16 protein-coding genes are annotated in these 14,977 nt (G+C 67.4%); 7 read left to right on the top strand and 9 right to left on the bottom strand.

Annotated features, from left to right (window positions below):
- Positions 1 to 49: 49 nt before the first annotated feature.
- The 5 genes from fghA to AC5P7X_RS01745 form a co-directional block, all read right to left on the bottom strand.
- Complete coding sequence (gene fghA, locus AC5P7X_RS01765) at positions 50 to 880, bottom strand: S-formylglutathione hydrolase (protein ID WP_495214355.1); 831 nt, start codon at positions 878 to 880, stop codon at positions 50 to 52.
- 22 nt (positions 881 to 902) lie between these two features.
- The gene (locus tag AC5P7X_RS01760; protein WP_329843319.1) at positions 903 to 1,247 is read right to left on the bottom strand and encodes a YqcC family protein; all 345 of its coding nucleotides are present in this window, start codon (positions 1,245 to 1,247) and stop codon (positions 903 to 905) included.
- A gap of 8 nt (positions 1,248 to 1,255) precedes the next feature.
- Entirely contained in the window at positions 1,256 to 2,365 is a 1,110-nt protein-coding gene (locus tag AC5P7X_RS01755) for an S-(hydroxymethyl)glutathione dehydrogenase/class III alcohol dehydrogenase (protein ID WP_053500575.1), read from the bottom strand.
- Positions 2,366 to 2,423: 58 nt separating this feature from the next.
- Positions 2,424 to 2,699 (bottom strand): formaldehyde-responsive transcriptional repressor FrmR, encoded by a 276-nt coding sequence (frmR, locus tag AC5P7X_RS01750; protein ID WP_005411009.1) that lies wholly within the window; start codon positions 2,697 to 2,699, stop codon positions 2,424 to 2,426.
- A gap of 70 nt (positions 2,700 to 2,769) precedes the next feature.
- Positions 2,770 to 3,675, bottom strand: a complete 906-nt coding sequence (locus AC5P7X_RS01745) for a LysR family transcriptional regulator (protein ID WP_070490377.1) — start codon at positions 3,673 to 3,675, stop codon at positions 2,770 to 2,772.
- Between the two features lie 129 nt (positions 3,676 to 3,804).
- Between AC5P7X_RS01745 and AC5P7X_RS01740 the strand changes: the two genes are divergently transcribed.
- Positions 3,805 to 4,908: an alkene reductase gene (locus tag AC5P7X_RS01740; RefSeq protein ID WP_069139395.1), complete on the top strand. Its 1,104-nt coding sequence runs from the start codon at positions 3,805 to 3,807 to the stop codon at positions 4,906 to 4,908.
- Positions 4,909 to 4,957: 49 nt separating this feature from the next.
- On the opposite strand, the gene AC5P7X_RS01735 is transcribed toward AC5P7X_RS01740, so the two are convergent.
- Entirely contained in the window at positions 4,958 to 5,635 is a 678-nt protein-coding gene (locus tag AC5P7X_RS01735; RefSeq protein ID WP_053500581.1) for an SMI1/KNR4 family protein, read from the bottom strand.
- Between the two features lie 114 nt (positions 5,636 to 5,749).
- Between AC5P7X_RS01735 and AC5P7X_RS01730 the strand changes: the two genes are divergently transcribed.
- Positions 5,750 to 6,166, top strand: a complete 417-nt coding sequence (locus tag AC5P7X_RS01730) for a VOC family protein (protein ID WP_053500596.1) — start codon at positions 5,750 to 5,752, stop codon at positions 6,164 to 6,166.
- 126 nt (positions 6,167 to 6,292) lie between these two features.
- Here the strand turns inward: AC5P7X_RS01730 and AC5P7X_RS01725 are convergent, their stop codons facing one another.
- On the bottom strand, positions 6,293 to 7,177 hold the full coding sequence (locus tag AC5P7X_RS01725) for a LysR family transcriptional regulator (RefSeq protein WP_053500583.1): 885 nt from the start codon (positions 7,175 to 7,177) through the stop codon (positions 6,293 to 6,295).
- Between the two features lie 107 nt (positions 7,178 to 7,284).
- Between AC5P7X_RS01725 and AC5P7X_RS01720 the strand changes: the two genes are divergently transcribed.
- Positions 7,285 to 8,343, top strand: coding sequence for an NAD(P)-dependent alcohol dehydrogenase (locus AC5P7X_RS01720; RefSeq protein WP_053500585.1), 1,059 nt, complete (start codon positions 7,285 to 7,287; stop codon positions 8,341 to 8,343).
- A 121-nt stretch (positions 8,344 to 8,464) separates the two neighbouring features.
- Here AC5P7X_RS01720 and AC5P7X_RS01715 read toward each other — a convergent pair whose 3' ends face one another.
- On the bottom strand, positions 8,465 to 9,829 hold the full coding sequence (locus AC5P7X_RS01715; protein ID WP_065196467.1) for a glutamate--cysteine ligase: 1,365 nt from the start codon (positions 9,827 to 9,829) through the stop codon (positions 8,465 to 8,467).
- 152 nt (positions 9,830 to 9,981) lie between these two features.
- Between AC5P7X_RS01715 and AC5P7X_RS01710 the strand changes: the two genes are divergently transcribed.
- The 3 genes from AC5P7X_RS01710 to AC5P7X_RS01700 all read left to right on the top strand — a co-directional run bounded on the left by AC5P7X_RS01710 (position 9,982) and on the right by AC5P7X_RS01700 (position 13,271).
- A complete protein-coding gene (locus AC5P7X_RS01710) occupies positions 9,982 to 10,686 on the top strand; it encodes a VIT1/CCC1 transporter family protein (RefSeq protein ID WP_005419279.1) in 705 nt (234 codons plus the stop codon).
- Positions 10,683 to 11,507 carry a helix-turn-helix transcriptional regulator gene (locus AC5P7X_RS01705; RefSeq protein ID WP_065185384.1) on the top strand — a complete coding sequence of 275 codons (825 nt, stop codon included), beginning with the start codon at positions 10,683 to 10,685 and terminating at the stop codon, positions 11,505 to 11,507. Before AC5P7X_RS01710 ends, AC5P7X_RS01705 begins: the two co-directional genes overlap by 4 nt.
- A gap of 792 nt (positions 11,508 to 12,299) precedes the next feature.
- Entirely contained in the window at positions 12,300 to 13,271 is a 972-nt protein-coding gene (locus tag AC5P7X_RS01700) for an MBL fold metallo-hydrolase (protein WP_053500590.1), read from the top strand.
- A 73-nt stretch (positions 13,272 to 13,344) separates the two neighbouring features.
- On the opposite strand, the gene yihA is transcribed toward AC5P7X_RS01700, so the two are convergent.
- Positions 13,345 to 13,947 carry a ribosome biogenesis GTP-binding protein YihA/YsxC gene (gene yihA, locus AC5P7X_RS01695; RefSeq protein ID WP_005411022.1) on the bottom strand — a complete coding sequence of 201 codons (603 nt, stop codon included), beginning with the start codon at positions 13,945 to 13,947 and terminating at the stop codon, positions 13,345 to 13,347.
- A gap of 156 nt (positions 13,948 to 14,103) precedes the next feature.
- Here yihA and AC5P7X_RS01690 point away from each other — a divergent pair, with 156 nt between their 5' ends.
- Positions 14,104 to 14,904 (top strand): c-type cytochrome, encoded by an 801-nt coding sequence (locus AC5P7X_RS01690; protein ID WP_014648400.1) that lies wholly within the window; start codon positions 14,104 to 14,106, stop codon positions 14,902 to 14,904.
- The last annotated feature ends 73 nt before the right edge of the window (positions 14,905 to 14,977 follow it).

Raw genomic sequence — 14,977 nt, 5'->3', positions numbered from 1 at the left:
AATTGCGGCTGCGGGTTGCCGGCCAGCGGCCGGCACTACCGGAAAGCCCTCAGGCGTGCAGGGCGCGAGCGTGGTGGGCGACGTGCTCGCCGATGAAGCTGGCGATGAAATAGTAGCTGTGGTCGTAGCCCGGCTGCAGGCGCAGGGTCAGCGGATGGCCGGCTGCGGCGCAGGCCTCCTGCAGGCGCTGCGGCTGCAGCTGGGTCTGCAGGAACTCGTCCGCCTCGCCCTGGTCGACCAGCAACGGCAGGCGCTCGCTGGCCGTCGCCAGCAACGCACACGCGTCCCACTGCGCCCAGTCGGCTGGGTTGTCGCCCAGATAAGCCGTGAACGCCTTCTGCCCCCACGGTACGTGGCTGGGCGCGACGATCGGCGAGAACGCCGACACACTGCGGTAGCGCCCCGGGTTGCGCAGCGCGATCACCAGCGCACCATGGCCACCCATCGAGTGGCCGCTGATGCCACGCGCGCCGGTGACCGGGAAGTTCGCCTCGATCAGCGCCGGCAGTTCCCGCGCCACATAGTCATGCATGCGGTAGTGCTTCGCCCACGGTGCACGGGTGGCGTTGAGGTAGAACCCCGCCCCCTTGCCCAGGTCATAGCCCTCGGCATCGGCCACGTCATCACCGCGCGGGCTGGTATCCGGCGCGACGATGATTACGCCGTGCTCGGCTGCATAGCGCTGCGCACCGGCCTTGGTGATGAAATTCTGCTCGGTGCAGGTCAGCCCGCTCAGCCAATACAGCACCGGCAGCTTCTGCGTTTCCGCCTGCGGCGGCAGGTACACGGCGAACTGCATGTCGCAGCCCAGCGTGGTCGAACGATGGCGGTAAACATCCTGCCAACCGCCGAAACAGGCGCGGTGTTCAATACGTTCCATGGAACTCTCCTGCGTGCCGGCGTCAGCCGTCACGTGTGTTGATCAACTCATCCAGCTGCGACAGCAGGCGCAGCAGCGGTTCGACACCAGGCTGGCCGTCCAGGTTGCGGTACGCCGCGACCGCCACGTCACTGCGCGGTGGCCATTGGCCATCGGCGCGGGCTTCGTGCAGGCGCGGCAGGAACACCTGCGCCAGCCAGTGCTCGAACGGCATTTCACCAATGCCGAAGGGTGAGTCCACTGCGCGCGGCGGACCCACGACGCCTTCGACCCAACCCAGCACGCGCAACGCCTGCTCGATCGGATCAACCAGGGCCGCGCGCGGATCTTCCGCACGCGGCCTGCGCAAGGCATCGAACCAGCCCACGCTGCGGCTCAGTAATGGACCACCGAACGGATCGACTTGCCTTCATGCATCAGGTCGAAGGCATCGTTGATCTTGTCCAGGCCCATGGTGTGGGTGACGAACGGGGCCAGTTCGATGTCGCCCTTCATCGCGTCCTCGACCATGCCCGGCAGCTGGCTGCGGCCCTTCACGCCACCGAAGGCAGTGCCCATCCACTTGCGGCCGGTCACCAGCTGGAACGGGCGGGTGGAGATCTCCTGCCCGGCACCGGCCACGCCGATCACCACGCTCTGGCCCCAGCCACGGTGCGCGCATTCCAGCGCCGCACGCATCACGTTGACGTTGCCGATGCACTCGAAGCTGTGGTCCACGCCCCAGGTGGTCATTTCAACGATGACCTGCTGGATCGGCTTGTCGAAGTCCTTCGGGTTGATGCAGTCGGTAGCGCCGAATTCGCGCGCCAGTTCGAACTTGGACGGATTGGTGTCCACCGCGATGATGCGGCCGGCCTTGGCCTGGCGCGCACCCTGGATCACCGCCAGGCCGATGCCACCCAAGCCGAACACCGCCACGCTGTCACCTTCCTGCACCTTGGCGGTGTTGTGCACCGCGCCGATGCCGGTGGTGACACCGCAGCCGAGCAGGCAGACGTGTTCCGGGTTGGCGTCCGGGTTGATCTTCGCCAGCGAGACTTCGGCAACGACGGTGTACTCACTGAAGGTCGAGCAGCCCATGTAGTGGTACAGCGGCTCGCCGTTGTAGCTGAAGCGGCTGGTGCCGTCGGGCATCACGCCCTTGCCCTGGGTGGCACGCACCGATACGCACAGGTTGGTCTTGCCGCTCTTGCAGAACAGGCACTCGCCGCACTCGGCGGTATACAGCGGAATCACGTGGTCGCCCGGCTTGACGCTGGTCACGCCCTCGCCCACTTCCACCACGATGCCGGCGCCTTCATGGCCCAGCACCACCGGGAACAGGCCTTCCGGGTCATCGCCGGACAGGGTGAACGCATCGGTGTGGCAGACACCGGTATGGGTGATCTTCACCAGCACTTCGCCCTTCTTCGGCGGGGCGACGTCGATCTCGACGATCTGCAGCGGCTGGCCGGGACCAAAGGCGACGGCGGCACGGGACTTCATGATGGCTTCTCCAGGGACAGGCAATGACAGGATGGGCGGCGCCATGTTGCGCCGTCGTTTATTTCAGGTACGAGCGGATCAACGCGCTCATGTCGCGCACGCGTTCGGCGCGTTGCTCGTCGGAGGCAGCGGGCTGGCCGAATTCCTCGCGCAGATGGGCCTCCATCACCTCGGACATCAGGCCGTTGACCGCGCCACGGATGGCGGCGATCTGCTGCAGCACCGGCCCGCAGTCGGCGCCGGCTTCCAGCGCGCGGTCAAGCGCATCGCACTGGCCGCGGATGCGGCGCACGCGGGCCAGGACCTTCTTCTTCTCTTCGGGGGAGTGCGGCATGGCGAACCACCCAGGAACTATACTGGGGGATAGTATACAAGCAGCCAGCAGGAACTCAATCGTGGCCAGCTCAGTCGAACAATCCCTCACCCGCCAACCGCGCCAGCTCATCCACCACGTAGCGCACCTTCGGCCGCAGGTGGCGGGTCGGTGGCCACAGCGCATGGATGTCGATATGCCGCTGCATGTGCGCATCCAGCACCGATTGCAGCGCGCCGGAATCCAGATGACGGCGCACCAGTGAAATGGGCATCTGGCAGATGCCCAGCCCAGCGATGGCCGCATCGATCACCGCGTCACCATCGTTGAGCTGGTAGGTCGCATTCGGGATGAACGTTCCCTCGGCATCGTCCCTGCCGATCCGCCACGCCACCGGCTGGCCGTGGCGGAAACCAACGATGCTGCGGTGCTGCGACAGTTCCTCCACGCTGCCCGGCACGCCATGCGCCCGCAGGTACTCCGGCGATGCGCAGGTGACCAGTCGTTGGCGACCCAGCCGGCGCGCGACCAGATGTTCGGCCTGGTGCAATCCGCCGAAGCGGATCAGCAGGTCGATGCCCTCTTCGACCGGATCGACGAAGTGATCGGTGAAGGTCATCGTCAGTTGCAGGTCCGGGTATTGCCGGCACAGGCGCAGCAGCACCGGCAGCACCACCAGGCGCCCGAACGAGGATGGCATGTCGATGCGCAGCCGTCCGCTGGGCAGGCCGGCCGACCCCAGGCAGGCCTCGGCGGCGGAGATTTCTTCCAGCGCCGCCGCACACGATGCGTAGTACGCTTCGCCGTCGGTGGTCAGCGCGATGCGCCGCGTGGTGCGGTGGAACAGGCGCACGCCCAGCCGCGCTTCCAGCCGGGCGATGGCCTTGCCCACCGCCGAGCGCGAGATGCCCAGCGCGTCGGCAGCCTCGGTGAAGCTGCCTGAGCGGGCCGTGGTAACGAACGTGACCAGGCCATTCAATGATTCCAGCGGCAGCATCTATCGCGCTCCATTGGGGACAAATCGTCCCGCATCTAGGGAGATCGAAGCGCTTTATGCGCCTGCATGTCAACTCCATCCTGTGTGCATCGCGCCGCTGGCGCCTCCCCCCGCACCGAGATGACCGACATGACCGCCGCCCTGTTCCGCCCCTTCGATCTGGCAGGCACCGCCCTGCGCAACCGCATCGTGATGGCCCCGATGACCCGCGCCCGCAACCCCGGCGCGGTGGCCAATGAACTCACCGCGCAGTACTACCGGCAGCGCGCCAGCGCCGGCCTGATCATCAGTGAAGGCACCCCGGTCTCGCCGCAGGGCCAGGGTTACATCGACGTGCCGGGTATCTGGTCGGCCGAGCAGGTCGCCGGGTGGAAGCTCGTCACCGAGGCGGTGCATGCCGCACAGGGCACGATCTTCGCCCAGCTCTGGCACGTCGGCCGCATGTCGCATTCCTCGCTGCAGCCCGACGGTGGCCAACCGGTAAGCGCCGGTACCCGGCCGGTCGCCAGTGCACCGAAGAACACCTCGTTCGTCTATCTGGACGACGGCAGCCGCGGCCACGCCGATCCCACCCCGGCACGTGCGCTGGCCACCGAAGAGATCCCCGGCATCGTCGACGACTTCGCGCGCGGCGCCGACAACGCCATCGCCGCCGGTTTCGATGGCATCGAACTGCATGCCGCCAACGGCTACCTGTTCGAACAGTTCCTCAACCCGCTCATCAACCAGCGCGAGGACCGCCATGGCGGCTCGCTGCCCAATCGTGCGCGCTTGATCCTGGAGACCGTCGATGCGATGGCCCAGCGCATCGGTGCGCAGCGCATCGGCGTGCGCCTGGCGCCGAACAACCTCACCTTCGACATGCCGTTCTACCCCGACAACGAGGCCACCTACCTGTACCTGGCCGAGGAACTGGGCAAGCGCGGCCTGGCCTATGTGCATCTCAACGACAACCTGCAGGCGGGCCAGTCGGTACTGGGCGAGGTGTTCCTGCGGCAGTTCAAGCAGGCCTACGGCGGCACCGTCATCCTGGCAGGTGGCATGACCCGCGAACGCGCCCTGCAGCTGGTCGAAGCGGGCACCATCGACCTGGCCGCGTTCGGCCAGCCGTTCATCGCCAACCCGGATCTGGTCGAGCGCCTGCAGCGCAACGTCGCGCTGGCCACGCCGGACCGCAGCACCTATTACGGGGGCGGCGAGGCAGGCTACCTCGATTACCCGGCCGCAGGCTGATCCCGCACAGGGTCGGATCCCCGCCACAGGTGGGGCTCCGACCCTTGGTTCAAGCCTCCTCGCGCACGTAAGCGAACGACTCGTCCAACCGCTCAAAGCCGATCACTTCAACGACGATGGCCTGTGCGTCGTCTTCGCTGATGTTTCCTTCTTCAATATCGTCAACGCGGGCAAACAGCTGCTGCAACGCCGCGTACTGGTCCCCGCGAAGGAAGGACTGGTGGGACTGCAGCCAGCGCTGCAGATTGCCGGCCAGCTCGCCATGCGACAGCAGCGTATACGGCCGCTGGTAGTCAGCAACTGCTTCGACCATCTTGCGGAACAGGAAATCCTGGTAGCTGGCGGCCAGCACATCGGCACGGTCGTCGTCATGCCACACCATCACCACAGGTGGTTCGCCAGAACCGGGCGCGTTGCTCCAGAAGCAGTAGCTGTCACCCGCGCCGGTCCGCGCAAAGGGCAGCAGTTGCAGGTCAGTGCGCAGGGGATTGTAGTGATCCTCGGCGGTCAGCTCCTGCCACGCCTCCAGCAGCTCGTCGTGTTCCAACGGCTCGTAATCCTGGGCGTATAGCAACACCGGTGGATCCGCCTGCAGCGTCGGGAACACCACCTCAGACCAATCCGGATGGGGAGTGCCCCAGCTCAACCGACCCGCTGCATGCAACTGCTTGAACAGGGGCGGGAAGGCCTGGCCGGTGGCCTGTTCGATGTCGGATAGCGCGCTCATGGATGTCCTTGTCGATGGAGGCCGCCCAGCTTGCCCGAATCCGCGCAGGAGATGAACCGGCAGCAGCAGGTGGCGGGACTAGACTGCAACCAACGGATGCTGGAAATCATTGCCATGAACGCCACTGCCCGCAACTTCATCGTCAACATCGACGTGCCCGACCTGGCCGCGGCCGAAGCGTTCTACCTGGCCGCGTTCGGGTTGCGCATCGGTCGTCGGCTCGGTACCGGCGCGGTGGAACTGCTTGGTGGGCCAACACCGCTCTACCTGCTGCAGAACGAGGCTGGCAGCGCCGCCACCGAAGACGGCGATGTGCGTGACTACGAGCGCCACTGGACCCCGCTGCACCTGGACTGGGTGGTGGAAGACATCGATGCCGCGTTGATGCGTGCGGTCGCGGCCGGGGCGATGCTCGAGCAACCGGTGCGCGAGCGCCGCTGGGGCCGTATCGCCGTGCTGGCCGATCCGTTCGGGCACGGCTTCTGCCTGATCCAGTTCAGTGGCGAAGGCTACGACGCGCTGGTCGAGTGAATTGCCGTCTGCATTGCGGGCGCCAATCCACGCATGGCGCGGATCTACTGATCCGCTTCAAGCAACGCGTGGAGGTTGTCGTTCGGCAGTAGATCCACGCACGGCGTGGATGCGAACCACCGCACGTCACTCCCGCAGCATGTCGACGAACGCGCGCAGCGCTCCGGGCATCTGCCGCTGCTTCGGGTAGTACAGCGCGAACCCGGCGAACGGCTCGCTCCAGTCTTCCAGTACCGCCACCATCTGCCCCGATCCGATATACGGCCGCGCGGTGTCTTCCAGCACGTAGGCCAGGCCGATGCCATCAAGCACTGCACCAACCACGGTGCCCTGCTCGCTCAACGTCAGCCGGCCCGGCACGTCGATCTCCAGCGCTTGCCCGCTACGCTCGAACTGCCATTTGTACAGATGCCCGCTGGCAAAGCGGAAGCGGATGCATTCATGCGCGGCCAGGTCGCGCGGATGCTGCGGCGCCGGGTGTCGCCGCAGGTAGTCCGGCGAGCCGACGATCAGCCCACGCAGAGGCGGCCCCATCGGCACCGCCACCATGTCCTCGGGCACGAATTCGTGCAGGCGCACGCCCGCGTCGTAGCCCTCGGCGACGATATCGACCAGCCCATCATTTTCGGTCAGCTCGACGCGTACATCGGGGTGAGCGTGCAGGAAGCGCGCCAGCCGAGGCCGCAGCTGGGTCGCCACCGCCGCCCGGGTGGCGTTGATGCGCAGCAGGCCGGCCGGGGCGGCACGGAAGTGGTTCATTTCTTCCAGCGCGTCATGCACCTGCCCCAGCGCCGGCTGCAGGCGCTCCAGCAGGCGCTGCCCGGCCTCGGTCAGGGCCACGCTGCGCGTGGTGCGGTGGAACAGGCCCACGCCCAGTCGTTCTTCCAGCGCGCGGATCGCATAGCTCACCGCCGAGGTCGACAGCGCCAGCTCGGCGCCGGCGCGGCGGAAGCTGCGGTGGCGGGCAACCGCCGCGAACGCGGCCAGGTGGGAAAGGTTGTCAGTGGCCATGATTGTGCAGTTTTACTTGATGAATCATGCCGATATCCATGCTTCTTGCCGTTGGGAACGCGGCGTATTGTAAAGCGCCTTTCGATAAACCCTGCCAAGGATTCCCCATGTCCCTCGCCCGTGGTTACGCCGCCCATTCCCATACCGCTCCGCTGGTCCCCTATGAGTTCGAACGCCGTGCGGTCGGTCCCGACGATGTGCGCATCGAGATCCTCTACAGCGGCATCTGCCATTCCGACCTGCACCAGGCCCGCGATGACTGGGGTGGCTCGATCTACCCGATGGTGCCGGGCCACGAGATCATCGGCCGCGTGACCGAGGTCGGCAGCAACGTCACCCGCTTCAAGGTCGGCGACCACGCCGGCGTCGGCTGCATGGTCGACTCCTGCCGCCACTGCGATGCCTGCGAGCACGACCTGGAGCAGTACTGCGCCGAGGGCGCGACCTGGACCTACAACGGCCGTGAACGCGAAAGCGGCGCGCCGACCTACGGCGGCTATTCCGACCACGTGGTGGTAGAGCAGCGCTTCGTGGTGAAGGTCTCCGATACCCTCGACCTGAAGGCGGCCGCACCGCTGCTGTGCGCCGGCATTACCACGTGGTCGCCGCTGCGCCATTGGAAGGTCGGCCCGGGCCAGAAGGTCGGCGTGATCGGCCTCGGTGGCCTCGGCCACATGGGCGTGAAGTTCGCCAAGGCACTCGGCGCGCACGTGGTGATGATCACCACCACCCCGGAAAAGGGCGCCGACGCCAAGCGCCTGGGCGCCGATGAGGTGCTGGTCTCGCGCGATGCCGCGCAGATGAAGGCGCACGCCGGCAGCTTCGACTTCCTGCTCAACACCATCCCGGTTGGCCATGACACCAACCCGTACATGGGCCTGCTCAAGCGCGAGGCCACCATGTGCCTGGTGGGCGTGCTGACCGAGCTGGACCCGCCGCTGACCGGCGGCAGCGTGATCTTCGGCCGCAAGCACCTGACCGGCTCGGCGATCGGTGGCATGGCCGAAACCCAGGAAATGATGGACTTCTGCGCCGAGCACGGCATCGTCAGCGACGTCGAGATGATCGACATCAGGAACGTCAACGAAGCCTGGGAGCGCATGGCGAAGAACGATGTGCGCTACCGCTTCGTGATCGACATGGCGACGTTGAAGAACGCGGCCTGAACCAGGACGGATCTGGAAATGAAAAACCCCGGCAATGCCGGGGTTTTTTTCTGGTAGTGCCGGCCGCTGGCCGGCGCCCCCGCCTGGCTGCCGGCCAGCGGCCGGCACTACCGCAATCCACTCAGTACGCGAATTCGCGGAACACCGGATCGACGTCACCATGCCAGCGGCCATGGAACAGCGCCAGCTTGCGCTCGGCCGGGGTCAGGCCGGATTCGACGATCTCCTGCAGCACGTCCAGGAACTTGCTTTCGTCCTGGCCGTCGGCATTGCGCGCCGCACGGCGCTTGAGGCCTTCCACGGAAATCCTGACCGCTTCCCGGGCCAGGTCACGCACGGTGCCGTTGCGGAACGGCAGGTTCATTGCATGCTTCGGCACGCCGTCACGCAGCGCATGGCGCTCGGCCAGGGTGAAGTCACGCACCAGGTCCCAGGCCGCATCCAGCGCAGTGTCGTCGTACAGCAGGCCCACCCAGAACGCCGGCAGCGCACACAGGCGGCTCCACGGGCCACCATCAGCGCCGCGCATTTCCAGGTACTTCTTCAGGCGCACTTCCGGGAACGCGGTGGTCATGTGGTCCGACCAGTCGCGCAGCGTCGGCAACGCGCCCGGCAGCACCGGCAGCTTGCCCTGCATGAAGTCGCGGAAACTCTGCCCGCTGGCGTCGTGGTAGATGCCGTCGCGGTAGGAGAAGTACATCGGCACGTCGAGCAGGTAATCGACATAGCGCTCGTAGCCGAATCCATCCTCGAACACGAAGTCGAGCATGCCGGTGCGGTCGGCGTCGGTATCGGTCCAGATGTGCGAGCGATAGCTCAGGTAGCCGTTCGGCTTGCCTTCGGTGAACGGCGAATCGGCGAACAGCGCGGTGGCGATCGGCTGCAGCGCCAGCGACACGCGGAACTTCTTCACCATGTCCGCCTCGGTGGCGTAGTCCAGGTTCACCTGCACCGTGCAGGTGCGGGTCATCATGTCCAGGCCCAGCGAACCGACCTTGGGCATGTACGCGCGCATGATCTTGTAGCGGCCCTTCGGCATCCACGGCATTTCATCGCGCTTCCACTTCGGCTGAAAGCCCATGCCGAGGAAACCCAACTGCAGTTCGCCGGCCACCTGCGCCACTTCGTTGAGGTGGGTGCCGGTCTCCACGCAGGTCTGGTGGATGGTCTCCAGCGCCGCACCGGACAGCTCCAGCTGGCCGGCCGGTTCCAGCGTCACCGAGGCCCCATCGCGCAGCAGGGCGATGGTGCGGCCATTCTCCTGTACCGGCTCCCAGCCGAAGCGGACCAGGCCGTTGAGCAGTGCTTCGATGCCGCGCTCCCCCTCGAAGGTCGGCGGGCGCAGGTCGTCCAGGCGGAACCCGAACTTCTCGTGCTCGGTGCCGATGCGCCACTGCGCGCGAGGCTTCTCGCCGGAGGCGATCACCTCCACCAGCTGCGAGCGGTCGGTAATGGGGGTATCGGCGACGTGGCTGGGGCTCGACAAGGGGAGGGCTCGCTGGACGGTGGCGGGGGATGTGGGGCTCGCGGCCTTCCATCGCAAGGGCGCACTATAGCGTGGCACCTCGTTGCGTCATGCGACGGTGACGGGTTTCAGCATCCTACCGACGCCCTCTTGACCCTCGTACACTCAACGACATGAGCCGCCATTCACGACATCCCGAACTGCACCGCTCCGAGCGCGTCGGCTGGCTGCGTGCCGCCGTGCTGGGCGCCAATGATGGCATCGTCTCGGTGGCCGGCCTGGTGGTCGGCGTGGCCGCCGGCGGCGCCTCCGCTACCACCATCCTCGCCACCGGCGTGGCCGGCACCGTGGCCGGCGCGATGTCGATGGCCGCCGGCGAGTACGTCTCGGTACAGACCCAGGCCGACACCGAGGACGCAGACCTGGCAATGGAAAAGCGCGAGCTGCGCGAAAATCCGCACAGCGAGCTGGAGGAGCTGGCCGCGATCTACCGCCACCGCGGCCTGGAGCCTGCGCTGGCACGGCAGGTGGCCGAACAGCTCACCGCCCATGATGCGCTGGGTGCCCACGCCCGCGACGAACTGGGCATCACCGATACCCTGCGCGCCCGCCCGCTGCAGGCAGCGCTGGCCTCGGCCGGTGCGTTCACCTGCGGCGCGGCGCTGCCGGTGCTGACCGCCCTGCTCGCGCCGGTCGACAGGGTCGCACTGATGACCACGGCCAGTACCCTGCTCGGCCTGTGCCTGACCGGCGCAGTGGCGGCCAGGGCCGGCGGCGCACCGCCGGTTCGCGGCGCGATCCGGGTGATGTTCTGGGGCGCATTGGCGATGGCCGCGGCGGCCGGCGTCGGTCGCCTGTTCGGTGCCCACGTGTCATGACCGCCATGCTGCCACCGGCCACCGCACTGCTGGCCGAGATGGCCAGCCTGGCCGGCTGCGCACGCGCCGAAGGTTATGCGTGCATCACCGCTCGGCGCGAACATGGCGCCAGCTCGGTGGAGATTCCACAACCACAGTTCGCGATCCTGCTGGAAGGACGCAAGCAGGTGCGTACCGCGCACCAGTCGCTGGAGTTCATGCCCGGCGACATCCTGCTGCTGACCCAGCGCTGCCGCATCGATGTGGTCAACACCCCCGACCCACGCAGTGGCCGCTACCTCAGCGCCATCGTGCCGCTGTGTGCCGAAGTGCTGGCGGCCGCACGCACGCTGTGGAGCGGGGAGCTTCCCGCCGCCGGTCATGCGATGGCGCGGCTGCCGTTGATCGATCATGGCGCGGTGCTGCGCCAGTGGCGGCAATCGCTGCAGGACGGCCGTTACAGCGAAGCGCGGCTGGCCCTGGCCTCGTTGGTACTGACCCTGTGCCGGCAGGGCCACGGCAACCTGCTGCTGCCGCAGGCGCCGAGCCTGGGCGAACAGATCCGCGACCGCATCGCCGCCGAACCTGCTCGCGACTGGCAATCGCGTGATGTGGAAGCGCTGTTCGCGCTGAGCGGCGCGACCCTGCGCCGTCGGCTCGCCGCCGAGGACACCAGCCTGCGCCAGCTGCTCACCGAGGCCCGGCTGGCGCATGGCATGCAGCTGCTCTACACCACCGACCTGCCGCTGAAGACCGTGGCCGCACGCGCGGGCTACCGCTCTGCGGCCAGTTTCAGCAAGCGCTTTGCCGAGCAGTACGGGCTGGCTCCCACAGACATTTGAGGGGGGTCGGCAGGGCTGCGCCCTGCACCCGCTACGAGCCAAGGCAACGGCCGAAGCAACAGCAACAGCGGCTATCCGTGGGAGGGCGGGGCGGTGTGGGTGGGCAGGACACGCCGTAAACCCCGCTCCGCGGTCCGGCCCAGCCGCTGGCGGCTGTGCGTTCGGGCGCCTGCGAAGCAGTACTTCGCAAGCAACGCGCCCTCACCCATGGGGGCTCGATGGCGCCATCCATGGCGCCATCGGTCCTGCCCACCCACACCGCCCCACCTCTGACAGATCTTCGCGGCTGTTGGTAGGTGTCGACCGTGTCGACACATCTGTCAGATATCGAATGAAATTCCTGGGGTCAGATCCGTTTTCCTCCGGAAAACGGATCTGACCCCACGTGCTGTTCCGACAGATCAAGGAAAACTGTCGAAGGCGGGGTGGGTCCGGTTGCGGGAGTGTCCGCGGCATGGGCCCGAGGTATACCTCGGGCGGGTTGGGCAGGACGCCCAATCCCGGTCTTGCCGTGTGCGCAGGACAGCGCACACGAGCAAGCCGCGGCCAAGCCCCCATGGACGGGTTTACGGCGTCTCCCGCAACCGGACCCACCCCGCCATCCCACGGATAGCCCGCTGTTGCTGTTGCTGTTGCTTCGGCCGTTGCTCTGGCTCGTAGCAGGTGCAGGGCGCAGCCCTGCAGACAACACCCCCTTCCCTGAGCATTCCACGCAGTGGTTTGAGCGCCGTGCGCACGCCAGTCACGGCACGCTAGGCCAACGGAACCGCCCATCATCCACCGAGAACCCTCATGACCCTGCGCCATCTGCCCCTACGCACCGCCCTGCTGCTGGCCCTGTCCGCCCTGCCACTGGCGGCGCTGGCCGAAGCCACCTCGCCCGCGCCCACCCAGCAGGTGCCCGGCGTCTACCACCAGCGCGTCGGTGCGCTGCAGGTCACCGCCCTGTTCGACGGCGTGGTCGCGCTGGGCCGGCAGGAAGTGGTCGACGTGCCGCCGACACTGGTCAGCCGCCTGTTGGAAGGCCGCTACGTGCCCGAAGACAAGAAGGGCCTGCAGACCGCAATCAACGCGTTCCTGGTGCGCCAGGGCAACCACCTGACCCTGGTCGATACCGGCACCGCGCAGTGCTTCGGCCCCGGCCTGGGCCAGGTGCTGGGCAACCTGCGCGCCTCCGGCGTGGACCCGGCCGAGGTGGACGAGGTGCTGCTGACCCACGCCCATCCGGACCACCTGTGCGGGGTGCTCGATGCACAGGGCAAGCCGGCCTACCCGAATGCCACGGTGTGGCTGTCCAGGGCCGATGCCGACTACTGGCTCAACCCGGCCAGCGAGGCTTCCGCGCCGAAGGGTGTGCGCTTCGCCTTCCCGCTGGCGCGCAACGCGGTGGCACCGTACCAGGCCAGTGGCCACCTGCGCACGTTCACCCCCGGCGATGCCCTGCCCGGCGGCGCGGTGGCGATGGACACCCATGGCCATACCCCCGGCCACGTCTCCTACCGGTTCGACAGCCAAGGCCAGTCACTGCTGGTGTGGGGCGACGTGCTGCACTTCCATGCGGTGCAGTTCGCGCACCCGGAGGCCGCGTTCGAGGCCGATTCGGACCGCAAGGCGGCCATCGCCAGCCGTCGCGGGCTGCTGCAGCAGGCCACCGCCAACGGCTGGTGGGTGGCCGGTGCGCACCTGCCCTTCCCGGGCCTGGGCCACGTCCGCAGGGAAGGCCAGGCCTATGCGTGGGTCCCGGCGGAGTATTCGCCGTTGTGAGGGTGTGCCGACCAAGGTCGGCACCCACCCGATCGGGTAGCGCCCGGCTGCCAGCCGGGCGACCGGCAATACCTTATTCCAGCCCCAGCCAGCCGCCGATCACGCCGCGGGCTTCGTCCACGCCGGTACGGTCTTCGCCCGAGAACACCTGCACGCTGACGCTGTCACCGTAGGCCGATTGCAGCTCCTTGCGCACCTTCTGCAAGGACTGCATCTGCTGGCTGCGGCTGAGCTTGTCGGCCTTGGTCAGCAGGGCATGCGCCGGCAGGCCACGCTGCACGGCATAGGACAGCATCTGCCGGTCGTAGTCCTTCAGCGGATGACGGATGTCCATCACCACCACCAGCCCCTTCAGGGCCTCGCGGGTGCGGAAGTACTTGTCGATGAAGGCCTGCCAGTGCGCCTGCAGGTCCAGCGGCACCTTGGCGTAGCCGTAACCGGGCAGGTCGACCAGATGCGCCTCCGGGGTGACCTGGAAGAACACCAGCTGCTGGGTACGGCCGGGGGTCTTGGAGACACGCGCCAGGGCGTTCTGGCGGGTCAGCGCGTTGAGCGCACTGGACTTGCCGGCGTTGGAGCGGCCGGCGAAGGCCACTTCGGCCCCTTCGTCGGGCGGCAGCTGCCGCACGTTATGGGCCGAAAGGTGGTAACGGGCGCGTTCGATGAGCAATGACATGTGCCTAGGATCGCATGTTGCGGCGCCGCGCGCCCGTGCCGGCGGCCTTTGCGGGCATTTTGCTGCACTGCTGCGTTGACCGTGCGCGGAAACGGCGTTGATAATCCGGGCGATGCCGGCCGCCACCGCCCGGCCCGGTCCATACGGAGCTTCAGCATGCGCCACGCTCGCGTTCTTGCCGTATCCGCCCTTGCCACTGCTGTCGTCGTTGCCGCTGCTGCGTTCGCGCAGACCACGTTGACCCCGCTGCCCGACAATGGGCCGATCAACACCGCCTCGCTGGAGGTGGATTTCAGCAAGACCCACTGGGGCGATGCGAAGGCCGGGCAGACCAAGGCGACGGCCTGCGCGGCCTGCCACGGTGCCGACGGCAATTCCACGGTGGAGATGTACCCGTCCATTGCCGGCCAGAGCGAACGCTACGTGGCCCAGCAGATGGCCCTGATCGCCAACGGCCAGCGCAGTTCCGGCGCGGCGGTGGCGATGGTGCCGTTCGTGCAGAACCTCACCCCGCAGGACATGCGTGATATCGGCGCCTACTTCGCCACGCAGAAGGCCAACGCTGGCATCGCCGATGACACGGCGGTCACCGACGGCCCCTACAAGGGCATGAAGTTCTACGAGATCGGCCAGCAGCTGTACCGCGGCGGCGATGCCAAGCGTGGCCTGCCGGCCTGCATGGCCTGCCATGGCCCCAGCGGTGCCGGCAATCCCGGCCCGGCCTATCCGCATCTCGGTGGCCAGCACGCCAGCTATGTCGCGCGCCGCCTGCAGGAGTACCAGGCCGGCCAGACCAACGAGACCGACAAGGCGCACTTCCAGATCATGGCCACGGTCGCGCAGAAGCTCAGCGAGCAGGAAGTGCAGGCGCTGTCGAGCTACCTGCAGGGCCTGCACAACAAGGCCGACGATGTGGCCGCCGCGGCCACGCCAACACAACCGGCTGCCGCCCCCTGACCACCACTGGTCGGCCCGGGCCGCGACGCCGGCCCACGGCTGCGGTATGTTTCCTTCACGCCGGCGGCTGCGC

The sequence above is a fragment of the Stenotrophomonas sp. YJH_SMC_53 genome (assembly GCF_059369995.1).
The sequence above is the reverse complement of the archived record's forward strand: the minus strand, read 5'-3'. Positions and strand labels throughout refer to the sequence as shown.

What these genes read in the sequence shown, in the direction of transcription:
- yihA (WP_005411022.1), bottom strand. Translation starts at nt 13,947, where the DNA reads ATGTCATTGCTCATCGAACGCGCCCGTTACCACCTTTCGGCCCATAAC.
- AC5P7X_RS01740 (WP_069139395.1), top strand. Translation starts at nt 3,805, where the DNA reads ATGACCGCCGCCCTGTTCCGCCCCTTCGATCTGGCAGGCACCGCCCTG.
- AC5P7X_RS01700 (WP_053500590.1), top strand. Translation starts at nt 12,300, where the DNA reads ATGACCCTGCGCCATCTGCCCCTACGCACCGCCCTGCTGCTGGCCCTG.
- AC5P7X_RS01710 (WP_005419279.1), top strand. Translation starts at nt 9,982, where the DNA reads ATGAGCCGCCATTCACGACATCCCGAACTGCACCGCTCCGAGCGCGTC.
- AC5P7X_RS01735 (WP_053500581.1), bottom strand. Translation starts at nt 5,635, where the DNA reads ATGAGCGCGCTATCCGACATCGAACAGGCCACCGGCCAGGCCTTCCCG.
- AC5P7X_RS01745 (WP_070490377.1), bottom strand. Translation starts at nt 3,675, where the DNA reads ATGCTGCCGCTGGAATCATTGAATGGCCTGGTCACGTTCGTTACCACG.
- AC5P7X_RS01690 (WP_014648400.1), top strand. Translation starts at nt 14,104, where the DNA reads ATGCGCCACGCTCGCGTTCTTGCCGTATCCGCCCTTGCCACTGCTGTC.
- AC5P7X_RS01725 (WP_053500583.1), bottom strand. Translation starts at nt 7,177, where the DNA reads ATGGCCACTGACAACCTTTCCCACCTGGCCGCGTTCGCGGCGGTTGCC.
- AC5P7X_RS01705 (WP_065185384.1), top strand. Translation starts at nt 10,683, where the DNA reads ATGACCGCCATGCTGCCACCGGCCACCGCACTGCTGGCCGAGATGGCC.
- frmR (WP_005411009.1), bottom strand. Translation starts at nt 2,699, where the DNA reads ATGCCGCACTCCCCCGAAGAGAAGAAGAAGGTCCTGGCCCGCGTGCGC.
- AC5P7X_RS01730 (WP_053500596.1), top strand. Translation starts at nt 5,750, where the DNA reads ATGAACGCCACTGCCCGCAACTTCATCGTCAACATCGACGTGCCCGAC.
- AC5P7X_RS01755 (WP_053500575.1), bottom strand. Translation starts at nt 2,365, where the DNA reads ATGAAGTCCCGTGCCGCCGTCGCCTTTGGTCCCGGCCAGCCGCTGCAG.
- AC5P7X_RS01720 (WP_053500585.1), top strand. Translation starts at nt 7,285, where the DNA reads ATGTCCCTCGCCCGTGGTTACGCCGCCCATTCCCATACCGCTCCGCTG.
- fghA (WP_495214355.1), bottom strand. Translation starts at nt 880, where the DNA reads ATGGAACGTATTGAACACCGCGCCTGTTTCGGCGGTTGGCAGGATGTT.